This window comes from Streptomyces sp. NRRL B-24085, assembly GCF_001282115.1.
Classification (GTDB): domain Bacteria; phylum Actinomycetota; class Actinomycetes; order Streptomycetales; family Streptomycetaceae; genus Streptomyces.
In genome coordinates this window covers 1-19,658 of record NZ_LJBR01000438.1, presented here as the reverse complement: position 1 = coordinate 19,658, position 19,658 = coordinate 1, and the positions used below count along the sequence as shown (strand labels likewise).

At 72.9% G+C, this 19,658-nt stretch carries 15 protein-coding genes and 3 pseudogenes; 10 read left to right on the top strand and 8 right to left on the bottom strand.

The features are described 5' to 3' along the window. Positions 1 to 100: 100 nt before the first annotated feature. The 3 genes from AOJ26_RS35975 (at position 101) to AOJ26_RS35960 (ending at position 3,263) form a co-directional block, all read left to right on the top strand. Complete coding sequence (locus tag AOJ26_RS35975; protein ID WP_053852559.1) at positions 101 to 832, top strand: class I SAM-dependent methyltransferase; 732 nt, start codon at positions 101 to 103, stop codon at positions 830 to 832. Further along, a complete protein-coding gene (locus AOJ26_RS35970) occupies positions 829 to 2,394 on the top strand; it encodes an FAD-dependent oxidoreductase (protein ID WP_306300086.1) in 1,566 nt (521 codons plus the stop codon). Before AOJ26_RS35975 ends, AOJ26_RS35970 begins: the two co-directional genes overlap by 4 nt. A 428-nt stretch (positions 2,395 to 2,822) precedes the next feature. Then, positions 2,823 to 3,263, top strand: a complete 441-nt coding sequence (locus AOJ26_RS35960; RefSeq protein ID WP_053852557.1) for a pyridoxamine 5'-phosphate oxidase family protein — start codon at positions 2,823 to 2,825, stop codon at positions 3,261 to 3,263. A 223-nt stretch (positions 3,264 to 3,486) separates the two neighbouring features. On the opposite strand, the gene AOJ26_RS43665 is transcribed toward AOJ26_RS35960, so the two are convergent. Beyond that, a complete protein-coding gene (locus tag AOJ26_RS43665; protein ID WP_053852556.1) occupies positions 3,487 to 3,840 on the bottom strand; it encodes a hypothetical protein in 354 nt (117 codons plus the stop codon). Between the two features lie 156 nt (positions 3,841 to 3,996). Between AOJ26_RS43665 and AOJ26_RS35950 the strand changes: the two genes are divergently transcribed. Beyond that, entirely contained in the window at positions 3,997 to 6,381 is a 2,385-nt protein-coding gene (locus AOJ26_RS35950) for a phosphoketolase (protein WP_053852555.1), read from the top strand. Between the two features lie 169 nt (positions 6,382 to 6,550). Beyond that, positions 6,551 to 6,625, top strand: a pseudogene (locus AOJ26_RS45305) (pyridoxamine 5'-phosphate oxidase family protein); the annotation flags it as partial. 12 nt (positions 6,626 to 6,637) lie between these two features. On the opposite strand, the pseudogene AOJ26_RS44700 reads toward AOJ26_RS45305, so the two are convergent. Next, positions 6,638 to 6,733, bottom strand: a pseudogene (locus AOJ26_RS44700) (pyridoxamine 5'-phosphate oxidase family protein); the annotation flags it as partial. A gap of 155 nt (positions 6,734 to 6,888) precedes the next feature. Between AOJ26_RS44700 and AOJ26_RS35940 the strand changes: the two are divergent. After that, on the top strand, positions 6,889 to 8,613 hold the full coding sequence (locus AOJ26_RS35940) for a GAF domain-containing protein (protein WP_053852553.1): 1,725 nt from the start codon (positions 6,889 to 6,891) through the stop codon (positions 8,611 to 8,613). 151 nt (positions 8,614 to 8,764) lie between these two features. Here AOJ26_RS35940 and AOJ26_RS45120 read toward each other — a convergent pair. The 3 genes and pseudogenes from AOJ26_RS45120 to AOJ26_RS35925 form a co-directional block, all read right to left on the bottom strand. Beyond that, positions 8,765 to 9,079 (bottom strand): annotated as a pseudogene (locus tag AOJ26_RS45120) (universal stress protein); the annotation flags it as partial. Next, positions 9,058 to 9,624 (bottom strand): hypothetical protein, encoded by a 567-nt coding sequence (locus AOJ26_RS35930; RefSeq protein WP_053852551.1) that lies wholly within the window; start codon positions 9,622 to 9,624, stop codon positions 9,058 to 9,060. The gene AOJ26_RS35930 and the pseudogene AOJ26_RS45120, both read right to left, overlap by 22 nt. A 177-nt stretch (positions 9,625 to 9,801) precedes the next feature. Next, complete coding sequence (locus tag AOJ26_RS35925; RefSeq protein ID WP_053852550.1) at positions 9,802 to 11,007, bottom strand: globin domain-containing protein; 1,206 nt, start codon at positions 11,005 to 11,007, stop codon at positions 9,802 to 9,804. 440 nt (positions 11,008 to 11,447) lie between these two features. On the opposite strand from AOJ26_RS35925, the gene AOJ26_RS35920 reads away from it, so the two are divergent. Genes AOJ26_RS35920 through AOJ26_RS35910 form a run of 3 tightly spaced genes read left to right on the top strand, consistent with a single transcriptional unit; the run spans position 11,448 to position 13,878 of the window. Further along, positions 11,448 to 12,248 (top strand): alpha/beta fold hydrolase, encoded by an 801-nt coding sequence (locus AOJ26_RS35920; protein ID WP_053852549.1) that lies wholly within the window; start codon positions 11,448 to 11,450, stop codon positions 12,246 to 12,248. A 2-nt stretch (positions 12,249 to 12,250) separates the two neighbouring features. After that, on the top strand, positions 12,251 to 13,543 hold the full coding sequence (locus tag AOJ26_RS35915) for a PP2C family protein-serine/threonine phosphatase (RefSeq protein WP_053852560.1): 1,293 nt from the start codon (positions 12,251 to 12,253) through the stop codon (positions 13,541 to 13,543). Continuing rightward, positions 13,540 to 13,878: an STAS domain-containing protein gene (locus AOJ26_RS35910; protein WP_053852548.1), complete on the top strand. Its 339-nt coding sequence runs from the start codon at positions 13,540 to 13,542 to the stop codon at positions 13,876 to 13,878. The genes AOJ26_RS35915 and AOJ26_RS35910 overlap by 4 nt, the downstream gene beginning before the upstream one ends. A gap of 54 nt (positions 13,879 to 13,932) precedes the next feature. Here AOJ26_RS35910 and rph read toward each other — a convergent pair whose 3' ends face one another. After that, the gene (gene rph, locus AOJ26_RS35905) at positions 13,933 to 16,530 is read right to left on the bottom strand and encodes a rifamycin-inactivating phosphotransferase (protein WP_053852547.1); all 2,598 of its coding nucleotides are present in this window, start codon (positions 16,528 to 16,530) and stop codon (positions 13,933 to 13,935) included. Between the two features lie 417 nt (positions 16,531 to 16,947). Between rph and AOJ26_RS35900 the strand changes: the two genes are divergently transcribed. Next, positions 16,948 to 17,451 carry a MarR family winged helix-turn-helix transcriptional regulator gene (locus tag AOJ26_RS35900; RefSeq protein ID WP_053852546.1) on the top strand — a complete coding sequence of 168 codons (504 nt, stop codon included), beginning with the start codon at positions 16,948 to 16,950 and terminating at the stop codon, positions 17,449 to 17,451. Between the two features lie 11 nt (positions 17,452 to 17,462). On the opposite strand, the gene AOJ26_RS35895 is transcribed toward AOJ26_RS35900, so the two are convergent. After that, positions 17,463 to 18,650, bottom strand: coding sequence for a PP2C family protein-serine/threonine phosphatase (locus AOJ26_RS35895; RefSeq protein WP_053852545.1), 1,188 nt, complete (start codon positions 18,648 to 18,650; stop codon positions 17,463 to 17,465). Continuing rightward, the coding region (locus AOJ26_RS35890; protein WP_159044470.1) for a PP2C family protein-serine/threonine phosphatase at positions 18,628 to 19,658 on the bottom strand (1,031 nt) is incomplete at its 5' end. The genes AOJ26_RS35895 and AOJ26_RS35890, both read right to left, overlap by 23 nt.

The window sequence follows — 19,658 nt, the reverse complement described above, 5'->3', positions numbered from 1 at the left end:
TTATTGCACGACACGCCGAGCCCCGGCTCCCGACGCCCCGAACCCGCCTCGTGCGGCCCCCGGACCCCCGAATCCCCGACGACCCGCACCAGGAGGCAGCGTGACCGTGCTGCGTGACGCGGACCTGGCCGCCGCATTCGACCATGCGGCGGCCAGGTACGACACCCTCGTGGCCGCCAACCCCGGCTACCACGCCCATCTGCGCCGCTCGGCACGCCGGCTCGGCCTCCCCGGGACGGGCGCCGGGCTGCGCGTCCTGGACCTCGGCTGCGGGACCGGCGCCTCCACCGCCGCGCTCGCCCGCGTGCTGCCCGACGCCCGCATCACCGCCGTGGACGCCTCCACCGGGATGGTCGACCGTGCCATGGCCAAGCCGTGGCACGGCAACGTCAGCTTCGTCTGCGCCCCGGCGGAGGGGCTCGCCGACGCGGGCGTGCGGGGCCCCTTCGACGCGGTGTTCGCCGCCTACCTGTTCCGCAACGTCGCGGACCCCGACGCCGTGCTGGACACCGTCCACGACCTGCTGGCCCCGCACGGCCGGCTCGCCGTGCACGAGTACACCCTCAGCGGCCGCCCGCTCGACCGTGCCGTGTGGACCGCCGTGTGCCGCGGCCTCGTGCTGCCCGTCGCAAGCGCCCTCGGCGACGGCGACCTGTACCGCCATCTCTGGCGCAGCGTCGTCGAGTTCGACACGGTCGACCGGTTCACCGACCGCGTCCGCGCCCGCGGCTTCGACCGCGTACGGGCCCTGCCCCTGCCCGGCTGGCAGACCGGCATCACCCACACCGTCGTCGCCCGCCGCGCCGCCCCGCCCACCGGGAGCGGACAGTGACCGCCGCGGCGGGCGCCGCCCGCCCCGGACGCGACCGCCACGCCGTCCTGCTGCCCCCGCCGCCCGGAGCGACCCGGGTCGGCGGGCAGCCGCGCAGCACCGCCGTCGTGGGCGGCGGCATCGCCGGTCTCGCCGCCGCCACCGCGCTCGCCGAACGAGGCGTCGACGTCACCCTCTACGAACGCGAGCCCTACCTGGGCGGCCGCGTCGGCGGCTGGAGCACGCACCTGTACGACGGCACCACCGCGACCATGAGCCGCGGCTTCCACGCCTTCTTCCGCCAGTACTACAACCTGCGCAGCCTGCTGAGCCGTACCGACTCCCCACCGGGTCGCCTCACCGGCCTGCCCGACTACCCGCTACGGCACCGCGACGGACTGCACGACAGCTTCCGCAGAGTGCCGCGCACCCCGCCGCTGAGCGCGCTGGGCTTCGTGGCGCTGAGCCCCTCCTTCCACTGGCGGGACCTGACGCGCATGCGCCCCACGGCGGCCCTGCCCCTGCTCGACGTCCGCGTCCCGGACGTGTACGCGGAACTGGACACCGTCAGCGCCCACGACTTCCTGGAGTCCCTGCGCTTCCCGCCGGCCGCCCGCCACCTGGCCTTCGAGGTGTTCTCCCGGAGCTTCTTCGCCGACCCCCGCGACCTGTCGGCCGCCGAGATGGTCCTGATGTTCCACATCTACTTCCTCGGCAGCTCCGAGGGACTCCTCTTCGACGTGCCCGACGACCCCTTCCCGACAGCCCTGTGGGACCCCCTCGCCAAACACCTGAGCCGCCACGGCGCCGACCTGCGCCCGTCCACCCCCGTCGACAACGTCTCGCCCACGGCGGACGGCGCCTTCACCGTCGCCACGGACCGCGAGGAGAAGCGGTACGACACCGTCGTCCTGGCCCTCGACACCGCCGGCCTGCGCTCCCTGGTCGGCCGCTCGCCCCGCCTCGCCGACGCCGACTGGCGTGACCGCGTCGCCCGGCTGCGCCCCGCCCCGCCCTTCCTCGTCTCCCGGCTCTGGCTCGACCGCCCCGTCGACGCCGGCCGGCCCGGATTCCTCGGCACGGCCGGATACGGCTCCCTCGACAACGTCAGCGTCCTGGAGCGCTGGGAGCAGGAGGCCGCCCGCTGGTCCGCCCGGACCGGCGGCTCCGTCGTCGAGCTGCACGGCTACGCGCTCCCGCAGGACGCCGACCCGGACACGGAGGCCCGGAACCTGATCGCACAACTCCGGAACGTCTACCCCGAGACCCGCGAGGCGCGCGTCCTCGACGCACGGCACGAATGGCGCCAGGACTGCCCCCTGTTCCCCGTCGGCGGCTACAGCGACCGCCCCGGCGTGCGCACTCCGCAGCCCGGCCTGATGCTCGCGGGCGACCTGGTGCGCACGGACCTCCCGGTCGCCCTGATGGAACGCGCCGCCACCAGTGGCTTCCTCGCCGCCAACGCCCTCCTCCAGTCGTGGGCGGTCCGCGGCCACCCCCTGTGGACCGTGCCCAACGGCGCCCGCAACCGGCTCCTCCGCACCCTGGCGGGCGGCCGCGCACGCGTACACACGAGTGGCTAGCGCTAGCCTTCGCGGTCGCCCGGGGCCGTCTCCTGCGCCGACGCGGCCAACTCGGCCTGAGGCGACGGGAGGTGGCAGACCGGGCGGGCATGGCACCCGGCTGCCTCCGGTACCTGGAGGAGAGTTCGGCCGTCGAGGCCGACCGCGTCGACGAGGTGCTCCGCCAGGGCTGGAGCGTGCTGGTGCGCGGCCGTGCCCGGGAAGTGAACCTTCCGGACGCGGTCCGCCGGCTGGCCGGCGTGACCTGTGGGTGTGCGTCGAGCCGGCCGGTCGATTCGGGGGCCGGTGTCCCAGGGTCGGTAGGCCATCGGTCCGGGCTTCGGGGCCGTCCTGTCCCCCGGTCGGGACCCATGGCCCCTCACCGTCCGCCGGGGCCCGGCGGCAGGGTGCAGGGGACCGAGCAGCAGACGGTGAAGGTTGGACCGCCCATGTATCCCGACGACGGTTTCCGTGAACTGAACCGGCAGGAGTGTCTGCGCCTGATGGCGACGGCTCCGGTCGGCCGCATCGTCCACACTCGTCAAGCCCTGCCCGCCGTCCTGCCGGTCACCTTCTGCCTGGACGGCGGCGGCGGGGTGCTGCTGCGGACGGCGGCGGCGTCGGAGCTCGTGCGCGCGGTCGACGGTGTCGTCGTCGCCTTCGAGGCGGACGAGGTCGACGCGGCGGCGCGTTCCGGCTGGAGCGTCGTCGTCACGGGCCGGGCCGCCGTTGTGACCGATCCCGCCGAGCACGCGCGCCTGTGCCTGGTGGGGCCGCGGTCCTGGGCGCCCTCGCCCGAGGAGGTGTTCGTGCGGATCGAGCCCGAGCTGATCACAGGCCGGCAGCTCACCGGTGGCCGCACGCTCCACGGCACGGGGCTGCCCCTTTGAGAGCGGGCCACCGGGATCCCCGTACGCCTCAGTCGAACGGCACCGCGAACGCGACGCGGACAGAAGGAGACAGGGACATGACTGCACCACGTGTCGTCGTCGGAGTCGACGGCTCACTGATCGCCGTTCGGGCACTGGACCGGGCTGTCGAGGAAGCGGCACGCCGGCGGCCGTCCTGCACGGCGTCGCCCTCACTGTCGTCGGCACCCGGGCCTCGGACGAGTCACCGGGGCATGTTCGGCTCGGTGAGCCTGCGCCGGCCGCCCACGCGCACAGACGCGAAGTGCTGCTCGGCCTGGAGAGCGACGGCGACGCGGACGCGGCGGCCTGCGCGGCACACGGCGCCCGAGTCGCCCGCCTCGCGCCGGACGGCGTGGCGCGCTTCGACGTGGCCGGACCGCGCCAGGAACACGCCGGAGTCGACGTCGACACCCTCACGGTCCGCACCGACCCGGCACACGCCCTGCTGGAGGCGACCCGTCACGCCGGGCTCGTGGTCGTCGGAGCCCACCGCCACGGGCACGCGGCCGAGCCCCGGCTCGGTACGGCGGGCCACACCCTCCTGCACCGCTTCCACTGCCCCGGTGGTCGTGGTCCCGACCGGGATAGGGGCTCCCGGCCGCACCGCGTGCCCCGAACGGCCCTGTCGAGGACGGGGTCCGCCGACGGAAGGTGGTCAGGTGCGGAACCGCGCACACGCTCGCCCCGAGACCCGCCCCGGAAGGGAACCCCGATGTCCGTCGACACGCAGCAGGCAGCCGCCGAGCTCACCGACGACGAGCTGAAAGCCCTGGACGCCCACTGGCGCGCCGCCAACTACCTGTCCGTCGGCCAGATCTACCTCCTGGCGAACCCCCTGCTGACCGAGCCGCTGCGCCCGGAGCACGTGAAGCCGAGGCTGCTCGGCCACTGGGGCACCTCCCCGGGCCTGAACCTCGTGCACACGCACCTCAACCGCGTGATCAGGGCGCATGGCCGGGACGCCCTGTGCGTCTGGGGCCCCGGCCACGGCGGGCCGGCCGTACTCGCCAACTCCTGGCTGGAGGGCACCTACTCGGAGACCTATCCCGACGTCAGCAGGGACGCGGCCGGCATGGAGCGGCTGTTCCGGCAGTTCTCGTTCCCCGGCGGCGTGCCGAGCCACGTGGCTCCCGAGACGCCCGGCTCCATCCACGAGGGCGGCGAGCTGGGCTACTCCCTGTCGCACGCCTACGGAGCGGCCCTGGACAACCCGGACCTGCTGGTCGCCTGTGTGATCGGCGACGGCGAGGCGGAGACCGGGCCGCTGGCCGCCTCCTGGCACTCCAACAAGTTCCTCGACCCGGTCCACGACGGCGCGGTCCTGCCCATCCTGCACCTCAACGGCTACAAGATCGCCAACCCGACCGTCCTCGCCCGGCTCCCCGAGGCCGAGCTCGACGAACTGCTGCGCGGCTACGGGCACGCGCCGATCCACGTCACCGGCGACGACCCCATGACGGTGCACCGGGCGATGGCAGCCGCCATGAACGACGCCCTGGAGCGCATCGACGCGATCCAGCAGAGTGCCCGCGAGAACGGTGCGACCCAGCGCGCGCACTGGCCGGTGATCGTGCTGCGCACCCCGAAGGGCTGGACCGGCCCCGCCGAGGTCGACGGTCTCCCGGTCGAGGGCACCTGGCGCTCCCACCAGGTCCCGCTGTCCGCCGTACGGGACAACCCCGAGCACCTGCGGCAGCTGGAGGCGTGGCTGCGCTCCTATCGGCCGCGGGAACTGTTCGACGAGCACGGGCGCCCGTACGAGCAGGTGCTCTCCTGTGTGCCCGAGGGGACGCGCAGGCTCGGCGCCACACCGCACGCCAACGGCGGGCTGCTGGTGCGCGAACTGCCGCTGCCGGACCTGGAGTCGTACGCCGTCGCCGTCGACAAGCCGGGCGCGACCCTGCACGAGCCCACCCGGGTCCTCGGTGACCTGCTGGAGTACGTCATGCACCGGACCCGAGAGCGCCGGGACTTCAGGATCGTCGGCCCGGACGAGACCGCCTCCAACCGCCTCCAGGCCGTCTACGGGGCGAGCGGCAAGGCGTGGCAGGCGCAGATCCTGCCCGTGGACGAGCACCTGGAGCGGCACGGCCGGGTGATGGAGATCCTCTCCGAACACACCTGCCAGGGCTGGCTGGAGGGCTATCTGCTCACCGGCCGGCACGGACTGTTCTCCTGCTACGAGGCGTTCGTGCACATCGTGGACTCGATGGTCAACCAGCACATCAAGTGGCTGCGCACCACCCGCCGGCTGCCCTGGCGCGCGCCCATCGCCTCCCTCAACTACCTGCTGACCTCGCACGTCTGGCGCCAGGACCACAACGGCTTCTCCCACCAGGACCCCGGCTTCGTCGACCACATCCTCAACAAGAGCCCCGAAGCCGTACGGGTCTACCTGCCGCCGGACACCAACACCCTGCTGTCCGTCGCCGACCACGTGCTGCGCAGCCGCGACTACGTCAACGTCGTGGTCGCCGGCAAACAGCCCTGCTTCGACTGGCTGTCCATGGACCAGGCCCGGGTGCACTGTGCGCGTGGCGCCGGGATCTGGGACTGGGCCGGTACCGAGGACGGCGGCCGGGAACCCGACGTGGTCCTCGGCTGCGCGGGCGACGTACCCACCCAGGAGGTCCTGGCCGCCGCCCAGTTGCTGCGCCGGCACCTGCCGGACCTGACCGTCCGCGTGGTCAACGTCGTCGACCTGGCCCGGCTGCTGCCCCAGGAGGAACACCCGCACGGCATGCCGGACGCGGAGTACGACGCGCTGTTCACCCGCGACAAGCCGGTCATCTTCGCCTACCACGGCTACCCGTGGCTGATCCACCGCCTGGCCTACCGCCGGGCCGGCCATCCCCACCTGCACGTGCGCGGCTACAAGGAGATCGGTACGACCACCACACCGTTCGACATGGTGGTCCGCAACGACCTCGACCGGTACCGGCTGGTCATGGACGTCATCGACCGCGTCCCGGGCCTCGCGGTACGGGCCGCCGCCGTACGGCAGCGGATGGAGGACGCGCGCCTGCGGCACCACGACTGGATCCGGGCCCACGGCACGGACCTGCCCGAGGTCGCCGACTGGACCTGGGACGGCTGAGGCGCGGCAACGGTCCGGCCGTCGTGCGCCGGGAGGGACCGCGGGTCTCTCCCGGCGCAGACGTGCGGACGTCGCGGGAGCCGGCGCGTCACCCGGGCACAGGTGGTCGGTCCGCACCGGGACGTGAGCTCGGACGTGGTCACGCATCGGCGGCGGACACCGGGAAGCGGGAGTCGTCGTGGCCTACGAGGCCGACCTGAGCGATCCGGACAGCCACCTCGGCTGGAGCGTGGTGGTCATGGGCATGCGCCTCGTCGCGCGAGGTCAGGGCCGCCCCGGAATGGGTGCGGATGACGATCTCGCCGTCGATCAGGACGTGATTGGCCGGGCGGATCGTCGGCAGCGCCTGCTGTGGACGGCGCACCGATCTTCTGCCGGCCTGACCGGGAACATGCCCCCCCACCTCGGAGGGGAGATCGGCTCCGACTCCGTACCGGGTCGCGGCCCGGACCATTACGTTGGCACGTGACGGCACAGGGTCGGCGCAGGGGAGCTGGAGGATCACAGGTGGGTGGCTCGGAAGGAACCGCTGAGGCCCGCGTCAGGCTGCCGCAGCTCAGGCTGGACGAGCTGCTGGAGGAGCTGCAGGCCCGGCTCGACGCGGCCCGCGGCACCCGCGACCGGGTGCACAGCCTTCTGGAGGCCGTACTCTCGGTCGGCCGGGAACTCAACCTGGAGCAGGCGCTGCACAGCATCGTCGAGGCGGCCGCCGCGCTGGTGGACGCCCGGTACGCGGCCCTCGGTGTGATCGGCCCCGACGGGAAACGGTTGTCCGCCTTCCACACCGTGGGGGTGACCGACGAGCAGATCGCGAGGATCGGACCCTACCCGGAGGGCCACGGCATCCTCGGGGAGCTCATCCACCACCCCGAGCCGCTTCGGCTGACCAAGATCTCCGAGCACTCGGCGTCGTACGGCTTCCCGCCCCACCACCCGCCGATGAACACCTTCCTCGGCGTCCCGATCCGGGTGCGCGAGCAGGTCTTCGGCAACCTGTACCTGACCGAGAAGCGGGGCGGCGTCCAGTTCGACGAGGAGGACGAGGCGGTGCTGTCCACACTGGCGGTGGCCGCCGGTGTCGCCATCGACAACGCCCGCCTCTACGAGGACTCCCGGCTGCGCGAGCGCTGGCTGCGGGCCAACGCCGAGATCACCCACAGCCTCATGTCGGGCGGCGCGCAGACAGAGGTCCTGCGGCTGATCGCGGACCGGGCCCGGGAGAACACCGGCGCCGCCCTGGCCCTGGTCGCGATGCCGGTGCAGGGCACGGACTCGCTCACCGTGGAACTGGCCGTCGGGACCCGAGCCGAGGCACACCAGGGGCTCGTAATGCCCGTGGACGGCAGCCTCATCGGACAGGCCTTCACCGGCGGGGCCGCCGTCACCAGCGCGGACGTCTCCTGCGACGAGCGGGTCGCGAGCGCCGCGGAACGCTTCGCCGGGCTGGGTCCGGCGGTCGCGGTGCCGATCGGATCGGGCACGGAAGGGGCGCGCGGAGTCGTCCTGCTGGTGCGGGAGGCCGGCCGGACCGTGTACACCGACAAGGAGATCGAGCCCCTCAGGGGTTTCGCCGCGCAGGCCGCGGTCGCGATGGAGCTGGCTGAGCGCCGCCAGGACGCCGAGGAGATCGCGGTGCTCAAGGACCGTGACCGGATCGCCCGCGATCTGCACGACCTCGCCATCCAGCGGCTCTTCGCCACCGGCATGACCCTGCAGAGCGCGGGCCGCCTCATCGAGCACGCCGAGGCCTCGGAGCGGGTCGTGCGCGCGGTGGACGACCTCGACGAGACCATCAAGATCATCAGGTCGACGATCTTCGGGCTGCGCTCGCGGGAGGGCGGGGCCGGGTCGGGACTGCGGGCCCGGGCGGTCCGCGTGATCGGCGAGGCCGCCTCGGTCCTCGGCTTCCCTCCCAGCATCCGCATGGAGGGACTGGTCGACACGGACGTGCCCCGGGAGATCGCCGACGACGTGGTGGCCGTGCTCTCCGAGGCACTGACCAACGTCGCCCGCCACGCGCGGGCCGGCCGCGCCGACGTCGTCCTGGAGACCGACGGCCACGAGGTGCGGCTGACCGTGTCGGACGACGGGGTGGGCATTCCGGCGGAGGGCCGCCGCAGCGGACTGCGCAACCTGGCCGACCGCGCGGAGGGCTACGGCGGGCACCTGACCATCGACTGTCCCGGGACGGGCGGCACCACGCTGGTGTGGCGGGTCCCGGTGGGCGGCTGACGCCTCGCGCGCAGGGGGCGTTCGGTCCTCGCGATGCCAGGGCCGACCGTGGCCCGGCGGTCTGTCGAACGGTCGCGGCCCGGCGTTGCACGGGCACCACGACGACGGGACCGGCTGCCTCCCGCAGCATGTCCCGTGCCACGGTGCCGAGTTCGCCGTCGCGGCCGCGGCCCACGATCACCAGCTCGGCGTTCGCGGACCGCCGGACGAGGGCCTCGGCCGGCGGCAGGTGCCGTACGTCCTCCAGGACGGGCACCTCGGGATACTCCGCATGCCACGGCCGCAGGGCGTCGGACAGCAGTTGCACCTCGTGGTCCTCCCACGCCCCCCGGTCCTCCTCGGGTACGCCGAAGGGCAGTTCGGCCGCGCGGGACGGGAACCGCCACGCGTGGACGGCGCGCAGGCGGGCGCTGCCAGGTGACGGAGCGCCGTCCCCCGTACACCTCAGATGGTCCGACGCCCCCACTGCGGGCCGACCAGGTCCCACTCACGGCCCCATGCCTCGACCCGCCGCCGGTCGAGCCGCCACCGCACCAGGGTTCCGGCGGCGTGCACGGCACCGGCGAGGGCCAGGCCCGCGAACGCGCCCACGACACCCGCCTCGACGGCGGCCTCCCGGGCGCTCGGGGGAGCGGTCACGAGGGTGCCGTGACCGTTCTGCCAGAGCACGACACGGCTTCCGGCCCTCAGCCCTGTGTCGACCAGTGTCCAGTCGGTGCGGACCGAGCCGTCGGGGGCCTTCCAGCGGGCCATCCCCAGGGACCGGCCGCTCGACGGGCGGACCGCCGACGTGCGCTGCGACTCGTCGGTGAGCAGGACCGCGCGGACGGGGAACCGTTCGGCGCGCTGCCGTGCGAACACCTCGTCGGCGGTGTGCGTCGCAGCGAGCCCCGCGGCCGTACCGCCCAGGGCCATGACCGTCCACACCGCCAGCACGATCCACGCCTCGACGATGTCGTCCCGGCGTCGCAACGGGTTGCTCCGCCAGCGCCAGAACCACGTGCCGCCCATGCCCGAGCACCTCCTCCAGGTGTTCCGTCTGCGACGGCGGCACGTCCCGGGGCCTGGTGACATGGACCGGGCAGACACCGTCACCGGGCCGCCCGGACCCGCGCACGGCGCCGGATGGGCCGTTCGGCCCACAGCCAGGCGGGTGCCCGGTCTCCGGCCGGGGCATGTCCGTCCGGTTCAGGCAGTCGTTCCCGGCAGCCACAGGTCGGGGCCGAACACCTCGTAGCGGATGGCGCGCGGCGGGACACCCCGCTCCAGCAGCTGGGTGCGGACCGCGCGCATGAAGGGCAGTGGACCGCACAGGTAGACGGTGGCGTCGGCGGGCAGCTCCACTCCGTCGAGGTCCATCAGTCCGGCGCGCGCGTCGGGCTCGGCGGTGCCGGGACGCTCGTACCAGAACACGCTCCGCGCCCGCGGCAGTCGGCCGGTCAGCTCACGGGTCTCGGCGCGCAGGGCGTGCTCGTCCGGGGAGCCGTCCGCGTGCAGGACGAGGACGGGGCGGGTGGAGCCGGTCGCCGTGAGCCGGGCCAGCATGCCCACCATGGGGGTGCAGCCGATACCGGCGGAGACGAGGACCAGCGGGGTGTCGGCCTCGTCGAGGACGACATCGCCGAAAGGCGCGGACAGGGTGAGCTCGTCCCCGGGCCGCACCGTGCGGTGAAGCAGGTCCGACACCTCGCCGTCGGGGGCGCCCTCGGCGCCGGTGGCCCGCTTGACGGTGATGCGGCGCAGCTCACCGCCGGGGTCCCCGGACAGGCTGTACTGGCGCAGTTGGCGCACGCCGTCCGGCATCCGCATCCGGACGCTGACGTACTGTCCGGCCCGCGCCGCCGGGGCGGGGCGTCCGTCGGCCGGGCGCAGCAGGAAGGAGACCACGTCCGCGGTCTCCTCGCGGCGTTCGACCACCGTCCAGGGCCGCCACGTCGCGCCCGGCTCCACACCGGCCTCCTGGTAGATGCGGGCCTCCTGGGCGATGAGCGCGCCGGCCATCAGCCAGTAGACCTCGTCCCAGGCGGCGGCCACCTCCGGGGTCACGGCGTCGCCGAGGACCTCGGCGATCGCGCCGAACAGGTACTTGTGGACGATCGTGTACTGGTCGTCGGTGACGCCGACCGCCGTGTGCTTGTGGGCGCTCCGGGCCAGCAGCGCGTCCGGCCGGGTGCCGGGCTCGGCGAGCAGGGCGGTCGCGAACCCGGCGATCGAACCGGCCAGCGCCCGTCGCTGGGCGCCACTGGCCTGGTTGCCGCGGTTGAACATCCCGTCCAGCAGCTCGGGCCGGTCACGGAACATCGCGGCGTAGAACCGGGTGGTGATCTCGTCGAGAGCCCCGGCCACGGCGGGCAGGGTGGCCTTCACGAGGGCGGCGGACTCGGCGGACAGCATGACGTCTCCCAGGGGAGTGGGGGAATCAGGGGCCGCCGATCGTGGGGCGGCGGACCCTGTATAGCAACGGGGATTCCGGCATTTACGGTCGTTTCGGGCCCTGCTGGAGTGGCACGGGACCTTTGGCGCCGAGGTCGGGACGAAGGTCCCGGCGCACCGCCACGGGCCGGGACCGGACGGGCCGGGACCAGGGCCGTTCGGCCCAGCACGGCCGTGCCGCGGCATGAAGGCGCCAAGGGCTGGGGCGCGGGTATCACGCCAGGGCATGGTGCGGTCGTCCTGGGCGTCACCGCTCGCGCTGTCCGGTACGTCGTCCTGCACACCCGGATGCCGCACAGGCCCCCTTTGCCCGCGCGGGCAGGCTGATGCGACAGCGCGGATCCGTCCACTTCGCGGAGGGGGTGCCGCAGCGCCGGGAGAGGGCTGAGAGACTGTTGGGTATGGACATCACGAGCAGAAACCATGTCACCGTCACCGGCAACCCGCAGGGACGCACGGTGGTGCTGGCCCATGGCTTCGGCTGTGACCAGAACATGTGGCGGCTGACGGTGCCCGCCCTGGCCGACGACTACCGCTTGGTGCTGTTCGACTACGTGGGCTCCGGCCGCTCCGACGCCTCCGCGTTCTCCGAGGACCGGTACTCCTCCCTGGAGGGGTACGCCCGGGACGTGGTCGAGGTGTGCGAGGCGCTCGACCTGCGTGACGCGGTGTTCGTGGGGCACTCGGTCAGCGCGATGACCGGCGTACTGGCGGCCGGCATGGCTCCCGAGCGGATTGGAGCGTTGGTGATGATCGCTCCGTCCCCGCGCTACATCGACGACGAGGGCTACCGGGGCGGGTTCAGCGCCGAGGACATCGACGAACTGCTGGCCTCGCTGGAGGCGAACTACCTCGGCTGGTCGGCCGCGATGGCTCCGGTGATCATGGGCAACGCGGACCGCCCCGAGCTCGGCGACGAGCTCAGGAACAGCTTCTGCGCCACCGACCCGGACATGGCGCGCGTCTTCGCCCGGACCACGTTCCTGTCGGACTCGAGGGACGACCTGAAGGGCGTGAGCGTGCCGACGCTGGTGCTGGAGTGCACCCAGGACGCGATCGCCCCGCGGGAGGTCGGGGCCTTCGTCCACCGCACGGTTCCCGGCTCGACCCTGGTCACGCTCGACGCGACCGGCCACTGCCCCCACCTGTCCGCCCCCGAGGCCACCAACCAGGCGATCGTCGACTTCCTCGCGAGCCTGTGATGATGTGCCGCGCCGGCCAGCAGCCCGACCCGCAGGACGCCGACGCCGACGGGGAGGGTCCTGACGCGGCATTCGCCGCACTGCTGGAGGACGGAGCCGAGGACCTGTACGAGAACGCCCCCTGCGGATACCTGTCCACGCTGATGGACGGCACCATCGCCAAGATCAACGGCACCCTGCTGGGCTGGCTCGGACTGGAGCGGGAGGCGGTGGTCGGCCGGATGCGGTTCACCGACCTGCTGACCGTCGGCGGCAGGCTGTACCACGAGACCCACTTCGCGCCGCTGCTGCGGATGCAGGGCGAGATCAGCGGCATAGCCCTGGACATGAAGCAGACCGGCGGTGGCCGGATACCCGTGCTGGCGTCCTCCGTGATCAAGCACGGCACCACCGGGCAGCCTCTGCTGATCCGCACCACGGTCTTCGACGCCCGGGACCGCCGCGCCTACGAAGAGGAGCTCCTGCGCCGCCGTGCAGCGGCCGAGGAGGCCCGCCGGCAGGCGGAGGCCGACCGCGCCCGGCTGCAGGAGGCGCTCGCCGTGCTCCAGCAGTCGCTCCTCCCGGACAGCCTGCCCGCGGTACCCGGCGTGCAGACGGCCGCCCACTACCACACCGCCTCGCCCGACCGGCTGGGCGGCGACTTCTACGACGTCTTCCCCCTGGACGGCAAACGCTTCGGGTTCTTCCTCGGCGACGTGTGCGGCAAGGGACCCCAGGCCGCCGCGCTCACCTCGCTGACCCGCTACACCCTGCGCGCCGCCGCACTGCACGACCCCGATCCCGTCTCCACCCTGAACACCCTCAACACGGTGCTCCACGAGCGCTACGCCGCCGGCGGCGACCCCCGCTACTGCACCGCCGTCTTCGGCACCCTCGAACCCGATCCCGGCACCGGGCAGCTGGCCGTCCACCTCGCGGCGGGCGGCCACCCCCCGGTGATCGTCCTGCGCGCGGACGGCACCGCCGAATTCCTGCCCACCCCCGGCGGCCTGCTCGTCGGCATCCTGCCTACCGCGCCCTTCACCGACGCCAGGACCGTCCTCGGCCCCGGCGACACGCTTCTTCTCTACACGGACGGCCTCACCGAAGCCCGCACCGGCCCGGACCGCACGGGCCGCTACGGTGACGAAGCGCTGCTCGCCTTCGTCTCCGCTCACGCGGGCAAGCCGCCGCACGCCGTCATCGAGGCCCTGACCGGTCTCCTGGACGGCTTCGGTGACGGCCTCGACGACGACACCGCCCTGCTCGCCATCGGTGTCCCCGCCTCCGACCCCCGGACGAGAAACGAACGATGAGCAAGCTGAAGATCACTACCCGAGATGCCGCGACCGGTCCCGTGCTGGAGATTTTCGGCGAACTCGACTACGCCAACGTCGCCGAACTGCAGTCGGTGCTCGACGGCCTCCACCTCCGGGCGGGCCAGTGCCTGGTCCTGGACATGAGCGGACTGGAGTTCTGCGACTCCAGCGGCATCACGTCCCTGATCGCCGCGCGCGGCACCGCGCACGCCGTCCAGGCGGACGTCGCCCTGGCCGCCGTACCGCCCAACATCCTGCGTGTCCTGCGCATCGTCGGCCTCGACCAGATCTTCACCATCCACCCCGACAGCGAGACCGCCACCCGCGCCTGAGCCGGGCCGCACGTGGGCCGGGGGCGGAGCCGGGACCGGCTCCGCCCCCGGCGGTCAGGGCAGGATCTCGACGTACCCGGCGGTGCCGTGCACGCGGATCCGCTGGCCGTCCCGGATCCGCCGGGTGGCCCGCTCCACGCCCACGACGGCCGGCAGGCCGTACTCACGGGCGATGACCGCGCCATGGGTCATCTGGCCGCCCACCTCCGTCACCAGGCCCGCGATGCCGACGAACAGCGGCGACCAGCTCGGGTCCGTGAACGTCGTGACCAGGATGTCGCCCGCCTCCAGGTCGGCGTCCGCCATGTCGAGGATGACGCGGGCCCGTCCCTCGACGGTCCCGGTGGAGACCGGCAGACCGATCAGGGCGCCGGCCGGCACGTCGTCGCGCCGGTAGGCCCCGCTGAGGGCCTCACCGTCCGAGGTGAGCACCCGGGGCGGGGTGAGCGCCTGGTACGCGCGGAACTCGTCCTTGCGCCGCCGAACGAGCCCGTCGTCGACCTGCTTCGAGCGCACGGCCTCGCGGAACTCCTCGAAGGTGAGGTAGAAGACGTCGTCCCGGTCGGTGAGCGCGCCCGCCTCCACCAGGCGCTCGGCCTCCCCCATCAGGGCCTGCTTGTAGACGAAGTAGCGGCTGATGATGTCGTACTTGGGGTACTCCCGGTAGCCGATGAAGGTGCGGACCCGGTCGATCATGCCCTTGGTCTCGGCGGCCTTCCGCTCCCCGTCCGGCAGCGCCCGCAGGCGTTCCAGTACCTCCTGCTCCTTCCGCAGCGCCTGCCGCTGCCCCTGTTCGAAACGCCGCCGGGCCGCACCCGGCTCGAAGTTCCTGACGTTGTCCAGGATCACCGGGACGAGCGTGCTGGGGCGTTCGCGCCAACGCGGCCTCGTGACGTCGATCTCGCCGACGCAGCGCATGCCGTACCGGTCGAGGTACGCCTCGAGGGCGTCGCGGGCCTCGGTCCCGCCCGGGAGCTTCGCCAGCTCGTCGAGGAAGCCGTCGTCCTGGACGCCCGCCAGGAACTCGACCACCTGCGCATGGGGACGGATCACGTCCGCCACGTCCAGCAGGGCGAGTCCCATCTCCGACGTGACGTTGCCGGGGGCGGACAGGGTCAGCGTGTCGGCCGCGTTCTTCTCGCCGAGCCACTCCTCCAGCTTGTCGTTGAGCCACCAGGTGGCCTCCATGCCCGCCATGATCGCCTTGAAGTTCAGCGGATCGGTGAGGACGCGTTTGTGCTCCTCGAAGGCCTCCAGCAGGAAATCGAACAGCTCCGGTCCGGTCCTGGTCCCGGCCTCGCGCCGCAGGGCGGCGATGGACGCCTGACTGCGCTCGATCAGCCCGGTGACGACGGCCGGGTCGGTCGCGACCGGTTCGGGGGGCCCGCCGGCCCGCGGCCCGCCGGCGGGCGCGTCCGGGAGCGACGGGACGAAGTCCTCGCGGTCGAGCACCGTCTCCAGGGCGTCCCGGACCAACGGGTCGCCCCTGCCCATGAGTTCCAGCAGGGCGGCGCGGCTCGCGGGCGAGGCCAGGCGCTCGGTCACGTCGACGAACAGCCTTCCGCCGGCCGCGTGCATCCGCGCCATGGCCGTCAGCTGCCACATGGACAGGCCCAGGGGCTTCATGGCATCCGTCATCATCTGCTGGTGCCCGACGGAGACGTAGACGTGGTTCTCCTCGTCGCTCCTCTCGGGAACGGGGAAGAGTGTCGTGACCGGCCGGCTCTGCACGATGTGGAAGCCGTCGTCGGCCAGGCACCATTCGATGTCCTGCGGGCGGCCGAAGTGCGCTTCGATCCGGCGCCCGAGCTCCGCGAGCCGGACCGCCTGCGCGTCCGTCAGGGCCGGCTCCTCCTGCCGTCGCGCGTCGACGGCCACGTCCTGTGTGCCTCCCGTCGGCAGGGCGCGCACCTCACGCTGTTTGGCGGAGATCGTCCGGGCGACGACCTCGCCGTGCCGCACCTTGAAGACGTCCGGGTTCACCAGGCCGGACACCAGGGCCTCGCCGAGGCCGAAGCCGGCGTCCACCGTGGACACCGTCCGGTCGCCCGTCACGGGGTCGGCCGTGAACAGGATGCCGGACGCCCGCGGGAAGACCATCTGCTGCACGACGACGGCCATGAGGACCGTACGGTCGTCGACGCCGTTGCGCCGGCGGTAGGTGACCGCCCGCTCGGTGAACAGGGACGCCCAGCACCGGCTGACGTGCCGGAGGACCGCCCCAGGGCCCACCACGTTGAGGTAGGTGTCCTGCTGGCCCGCGAAGGAGGCCGTGGGCAGGTCCTCGGCCGTAGCGCTGGAGCGGACGGCGTGAGGGACCTGCTCACCGGAACGGCCCAGCGCGAGGGTGATCTCCTGCGCCAGGTCGTCCGGAACGGCGATCTCCTCGATGGTCCGGCGGATCTCCGCGCTGAGCGTGCGGATGGCCTCCTGGTCGTCCGGGCTCACGAGCGAGAGCCGGTCGAGGAGCGCCCCGGTCGAGGGCTCCTGCGCCACGACCCGCCGGTAGGCGTCCGTCGTCACGCAGAAGCCCGCCGGTACGCGGATGCCCTCGATCCGCGACAGACTGCCCAGGTGTGCTCCCTTGCCGCCGACGAGGGCGAGCCGGCTCTCGTCGCTCTCCTGAAGATCCAGCACGTACTGCCCGGTCATCGCGATACCTCCGGGGCGGCCGTGCCGTGCTGCACTGCGGTGCCCGATCGAATGTGCCAATTGGTCGAACCGTTGGTCGAGCACGTCGTCATCCGCGGTTGCCTTCCCCTCGACGAGTCGGCCGGTCGCCGCGCCCTCCTGGGCGCTGCGCACCAAACGTCGACAACAACACGTCGTTCCCCCATTTCCGCAGGTTGTGGCCTCGGCCGACGATTCTGCGCCGCGACGGGGGGCTTGCCGCAAGCCCCCCGTCGCGCTATAAGTTGAGTAGAGGCAAGGAGAGTTCTCTCCTTGCCTTTTCCGTTTGCCGCCCTCCGGAGCGAGCGAGCCATGTGCTTGGTCGACGCGTCATCGGGTACCGCGTTTGAATAAGGGTGGTATCTGCATGGCCAAGCGATTACTGAAAGCGATGGGTGTGTGACTCGTCTCAGTGGCTCGGGGGACGACCAGTCGAGCGGACCGGGTGACGACCCACTCTCCGTCGCGCTGGAAGTCGCCGACGCCGTGGACGGCCTCACGAACCTGTGGTCGGTGGCGGCCCAGGGAGCGAGCCTGAGACTGTCACCGCACCAACTGAGAGCACTCAGGATCCTGGAGTCGGAACCGGGCCTCAACCTCACCACCCTGGCCGAGAGCATGGACATAGGGCCGCCGACCGCCAGCCGACTGTGCGACCGGCTGGAGGCGGCCGGTCTGCTGGAGCGCCTGCTGCATCCGCACAGGCGGCGCGAGGTGCAGCTCGTCCTGACCGGACGCGGGCGGCAGGTGCTGAACGAGGTGGCCGCGCGCAGGTCGCAGGCGCTCGCCGCGGTCCTCGCGGCCATGAGTCCCGGCGAGCGGGCCGCCCTGAGCGGAGGGCTGCGGGCCTTCCTGGGCGCTCAGGACGACAGCGACAAGGAGGGCGACGGCCCCGGGCGCTGACCGGCGGGCGGTCAGCCCTGGCGGCCGCTCCAGTCGAGGCAGACCACGGCGGCGTCGGACGCCAGGTCCCGGCTGCCGAAGTGCTCGATCAGCCCGGACACGACCGCGCGTGCCGTCTCGTGGGGCGGCGCGGTACGGGTGGCGCTGAGGATCTGGCGCAGGACCCGCTCACCGAACAGGTCGCCGGTCGCGGAGCGGGTGCCGTGCACACCGGTGCTGACGGCGATGAGACGGTCGCCTGGCTCGACCTGGAACGTCTGCTCCGTGTAGAGGGTCTCCTCGAACATGCCGAGCGGCATCTGCGCCTCCAGCTCGATCCGCTCGGTATGGCCGCCGCGCTGCTGGAACAGTTGCGGGGAGCCCGCGTCGACGGCCTGCACGATGCCAGTGGCCAGCTCGAAGCGCAGCAGCAGGGTGGAGGCGTACGCCTTGCCGCCGTACTGGGCGTAGACGGCCTGGTCGGCGAGGCACGCCTGGTCGGCGAGGCCTATGCCGGCGCGGCGGGCGTTGCGCAGGGCGCCGGTCGTGAGGCCGGCGAGCAGGGAGGCGTCGATGCCCTGCCCCATGCCGTCGGTGACGGTCAGGACGAGGTGCTCGGCGCCGGTGGACCAGTCGAAGGTGTCGCCGCCGATGGCGTAGGCGGGTTCCAGGTGGGCGCCGATGACGTACTCCTCGCGGGCGCAGCCCCGCCCGGGCAGGAGCTGCCACTGCATCTCGGCGGCCAGCGTCATCCGACGGGTGCGGCGGGCCTGTTGGTAGAGGTCGGTGTCGCGGCCGGCGGTGGTGACCTCGTGGCCGAGTGCCGTCGCGAAGTCGACGAGCTGGAGCACGGTGTGCGGGTCGACGGCGCCCGCCGGCAGATGCACGGACAGGACGCCGAGGCGGTCGCCGCGCACCGTGATGGGGAGGTGGGCCAGATGGCCCGCAGGGTCGTGGAGGACCTCGAGCACCGGCTTCTGGGTGAGGAAGGCGCTGCCCGCGGGCCCCTCCTGGGCGGAGACCGCAGGGCCGGTGTGCGGGAGGTGCGTGACCGGTTGCAGGACGGCCAGGCCGTAGTCGGCGAGCAGCAGGCGCACCTCCTGGGCGCCCACCCGTTCGGCGAGCAGCCGCCGGGCGGTGGCGACCAGCGCGTGCGGCGGGGCCGCGCGGAGCTGGGCTTCCGCGGACTGCTGGGGTTCAGAGGCTTTCACGGAATCCACCCTCTCGCCTTGAGTCCTTCACGCTACCGCGCGTGGGCGGGCGGCCGGGCGGTTCGGAGTCGGTGGAATCAGCGGAAGGCCGGTTCGCCTGCGGGGGCTGCACCGGCTCCGCCGGGGCCACGGTGTGGCACAGCAGCAGACAGACGTCGTCGTCCCGTTCGGAGTCGTACAGGAGGGGCTTGAGCAGGGCGTCCGCGGCGGCGTCGAGGTCGTGTTCGAGCTCCGGCGTGCCGAGCGCCTCCAGGGCGCGGCCGAGGCGCCCGATGCCGGGGTCGATGCCCTGCCCCCGGCGTTCCACCAGGCCGTCGGTGTACAGCACCAGGGACGAACCCGGGGGCAGGTCCGCCCGCTGGTCCGTGTACACGTAGGGGAGGGGGATGCCCAGCATGACGCCGGGTTTGGCGTCGAGGACCCGTACGGTGCCGTCGGCGGCGCGTGCGACGGCGGGCGGGTGGCCCGCCGAGGCCCAGACCACCTCCGGTTCGCCGGGCCGGAAGCGGGCGATCAGCGCGGTGGCGTACAGGTCGGGCTGGAGGTGGCCGAGCATGCGGTGCAGCCGCGTGAGGATCTCGCCGGGGGTGGCGTTCTCGACGGCGTAGGCGCGCAGGGCCGTGCGCAACTGGCCCATGACGACGGCGGCGTGCAGTCCGTGGCCGGTGACATCCCCTATCACGGCCAGCAGGCTGCCGTCGGGCTGGAGGAAGGCGTCGTACCAGTCGCCGCCGATGTTCATGCCCCAGGTGGCGGGGAGGTAGCGCGCGGCGAGCAGCAGTCCCGGCGGGGTGGGCAGCTCGGTGAGCTGGGCGCGCTGGAGGGCTTCGGCGGTGTTGCGGGACTGCTGGTAGCGGTGGGCGTGGTCGAGGGCGACACCCACGCGGCGGGCAAGTTCGACCAGCATCTTGGAGGTGTCCTCGTCGAAGCGGGAACCGGGGGCGGTGAGGGTGAGGACGCCCAGCAGGCGCTGTGCGACGAGGGGGATGGCCAGCAGCGGCCGGTCGGGGGACAGGG

Coding starts and splice junctions, on each gene's coding strand:
- rph (WP_053852547.1), bottom strand. CDS start 16,530: ATGACCGGGCAGTACGTGCTGGATCTTCAGGAGAGCGACGAGAGCCGG.
- AOJ26_RS35920 (WP_053852549.1), top strand. CDS start 11,448: ATGGACATCACGAGCAGAAACCATGTCACCGTCACCGGCAACCCGCAG.
- AOJ26_RS35950 (WP_053852555.1), top strand. CDS start 3,997: ATGTCCGTCGACACGCAGCAGGCAGCCGCCGAGCTCACCGACGACGAG.
- AOJ26_RS35915 (WP_053852560.1), top strand. CDS start 12,251: ATGTGCCGCGCCGGCCAGCAGCCCGACCCGCAGGACGCCGACGCCGAC.
- AOJ26_RS35910 (WP_053852548.1), top strand. CDS start 13,540: ATGAGCAAGCTGAAGATCACTACCCGAGATGCCGCGACCGGTCCCGTG.
- AOJ26_RS35960 (WP_053852557.1), top strand. CDS start 2,823: ATGTATCCCGACGACGGTTTCCGTGAACTGAACCGGCAGGAGTGTCTG.
- AOJ26_RS35930 (WP_053852551.1), bottom strand. CDS start 9,624: ATGGGCGGCACGTGGTTCTGGCGCTGGCGGAGCAACCCGTTGCGACGC.
- AOJ26_RS35925 (WP_053852550.1), bottom strand. CDS start 11,007: ATGCTGTCCGCCGAGTCCGCCGCCCTCGTGAAGGCCACCCTGCCCGCC.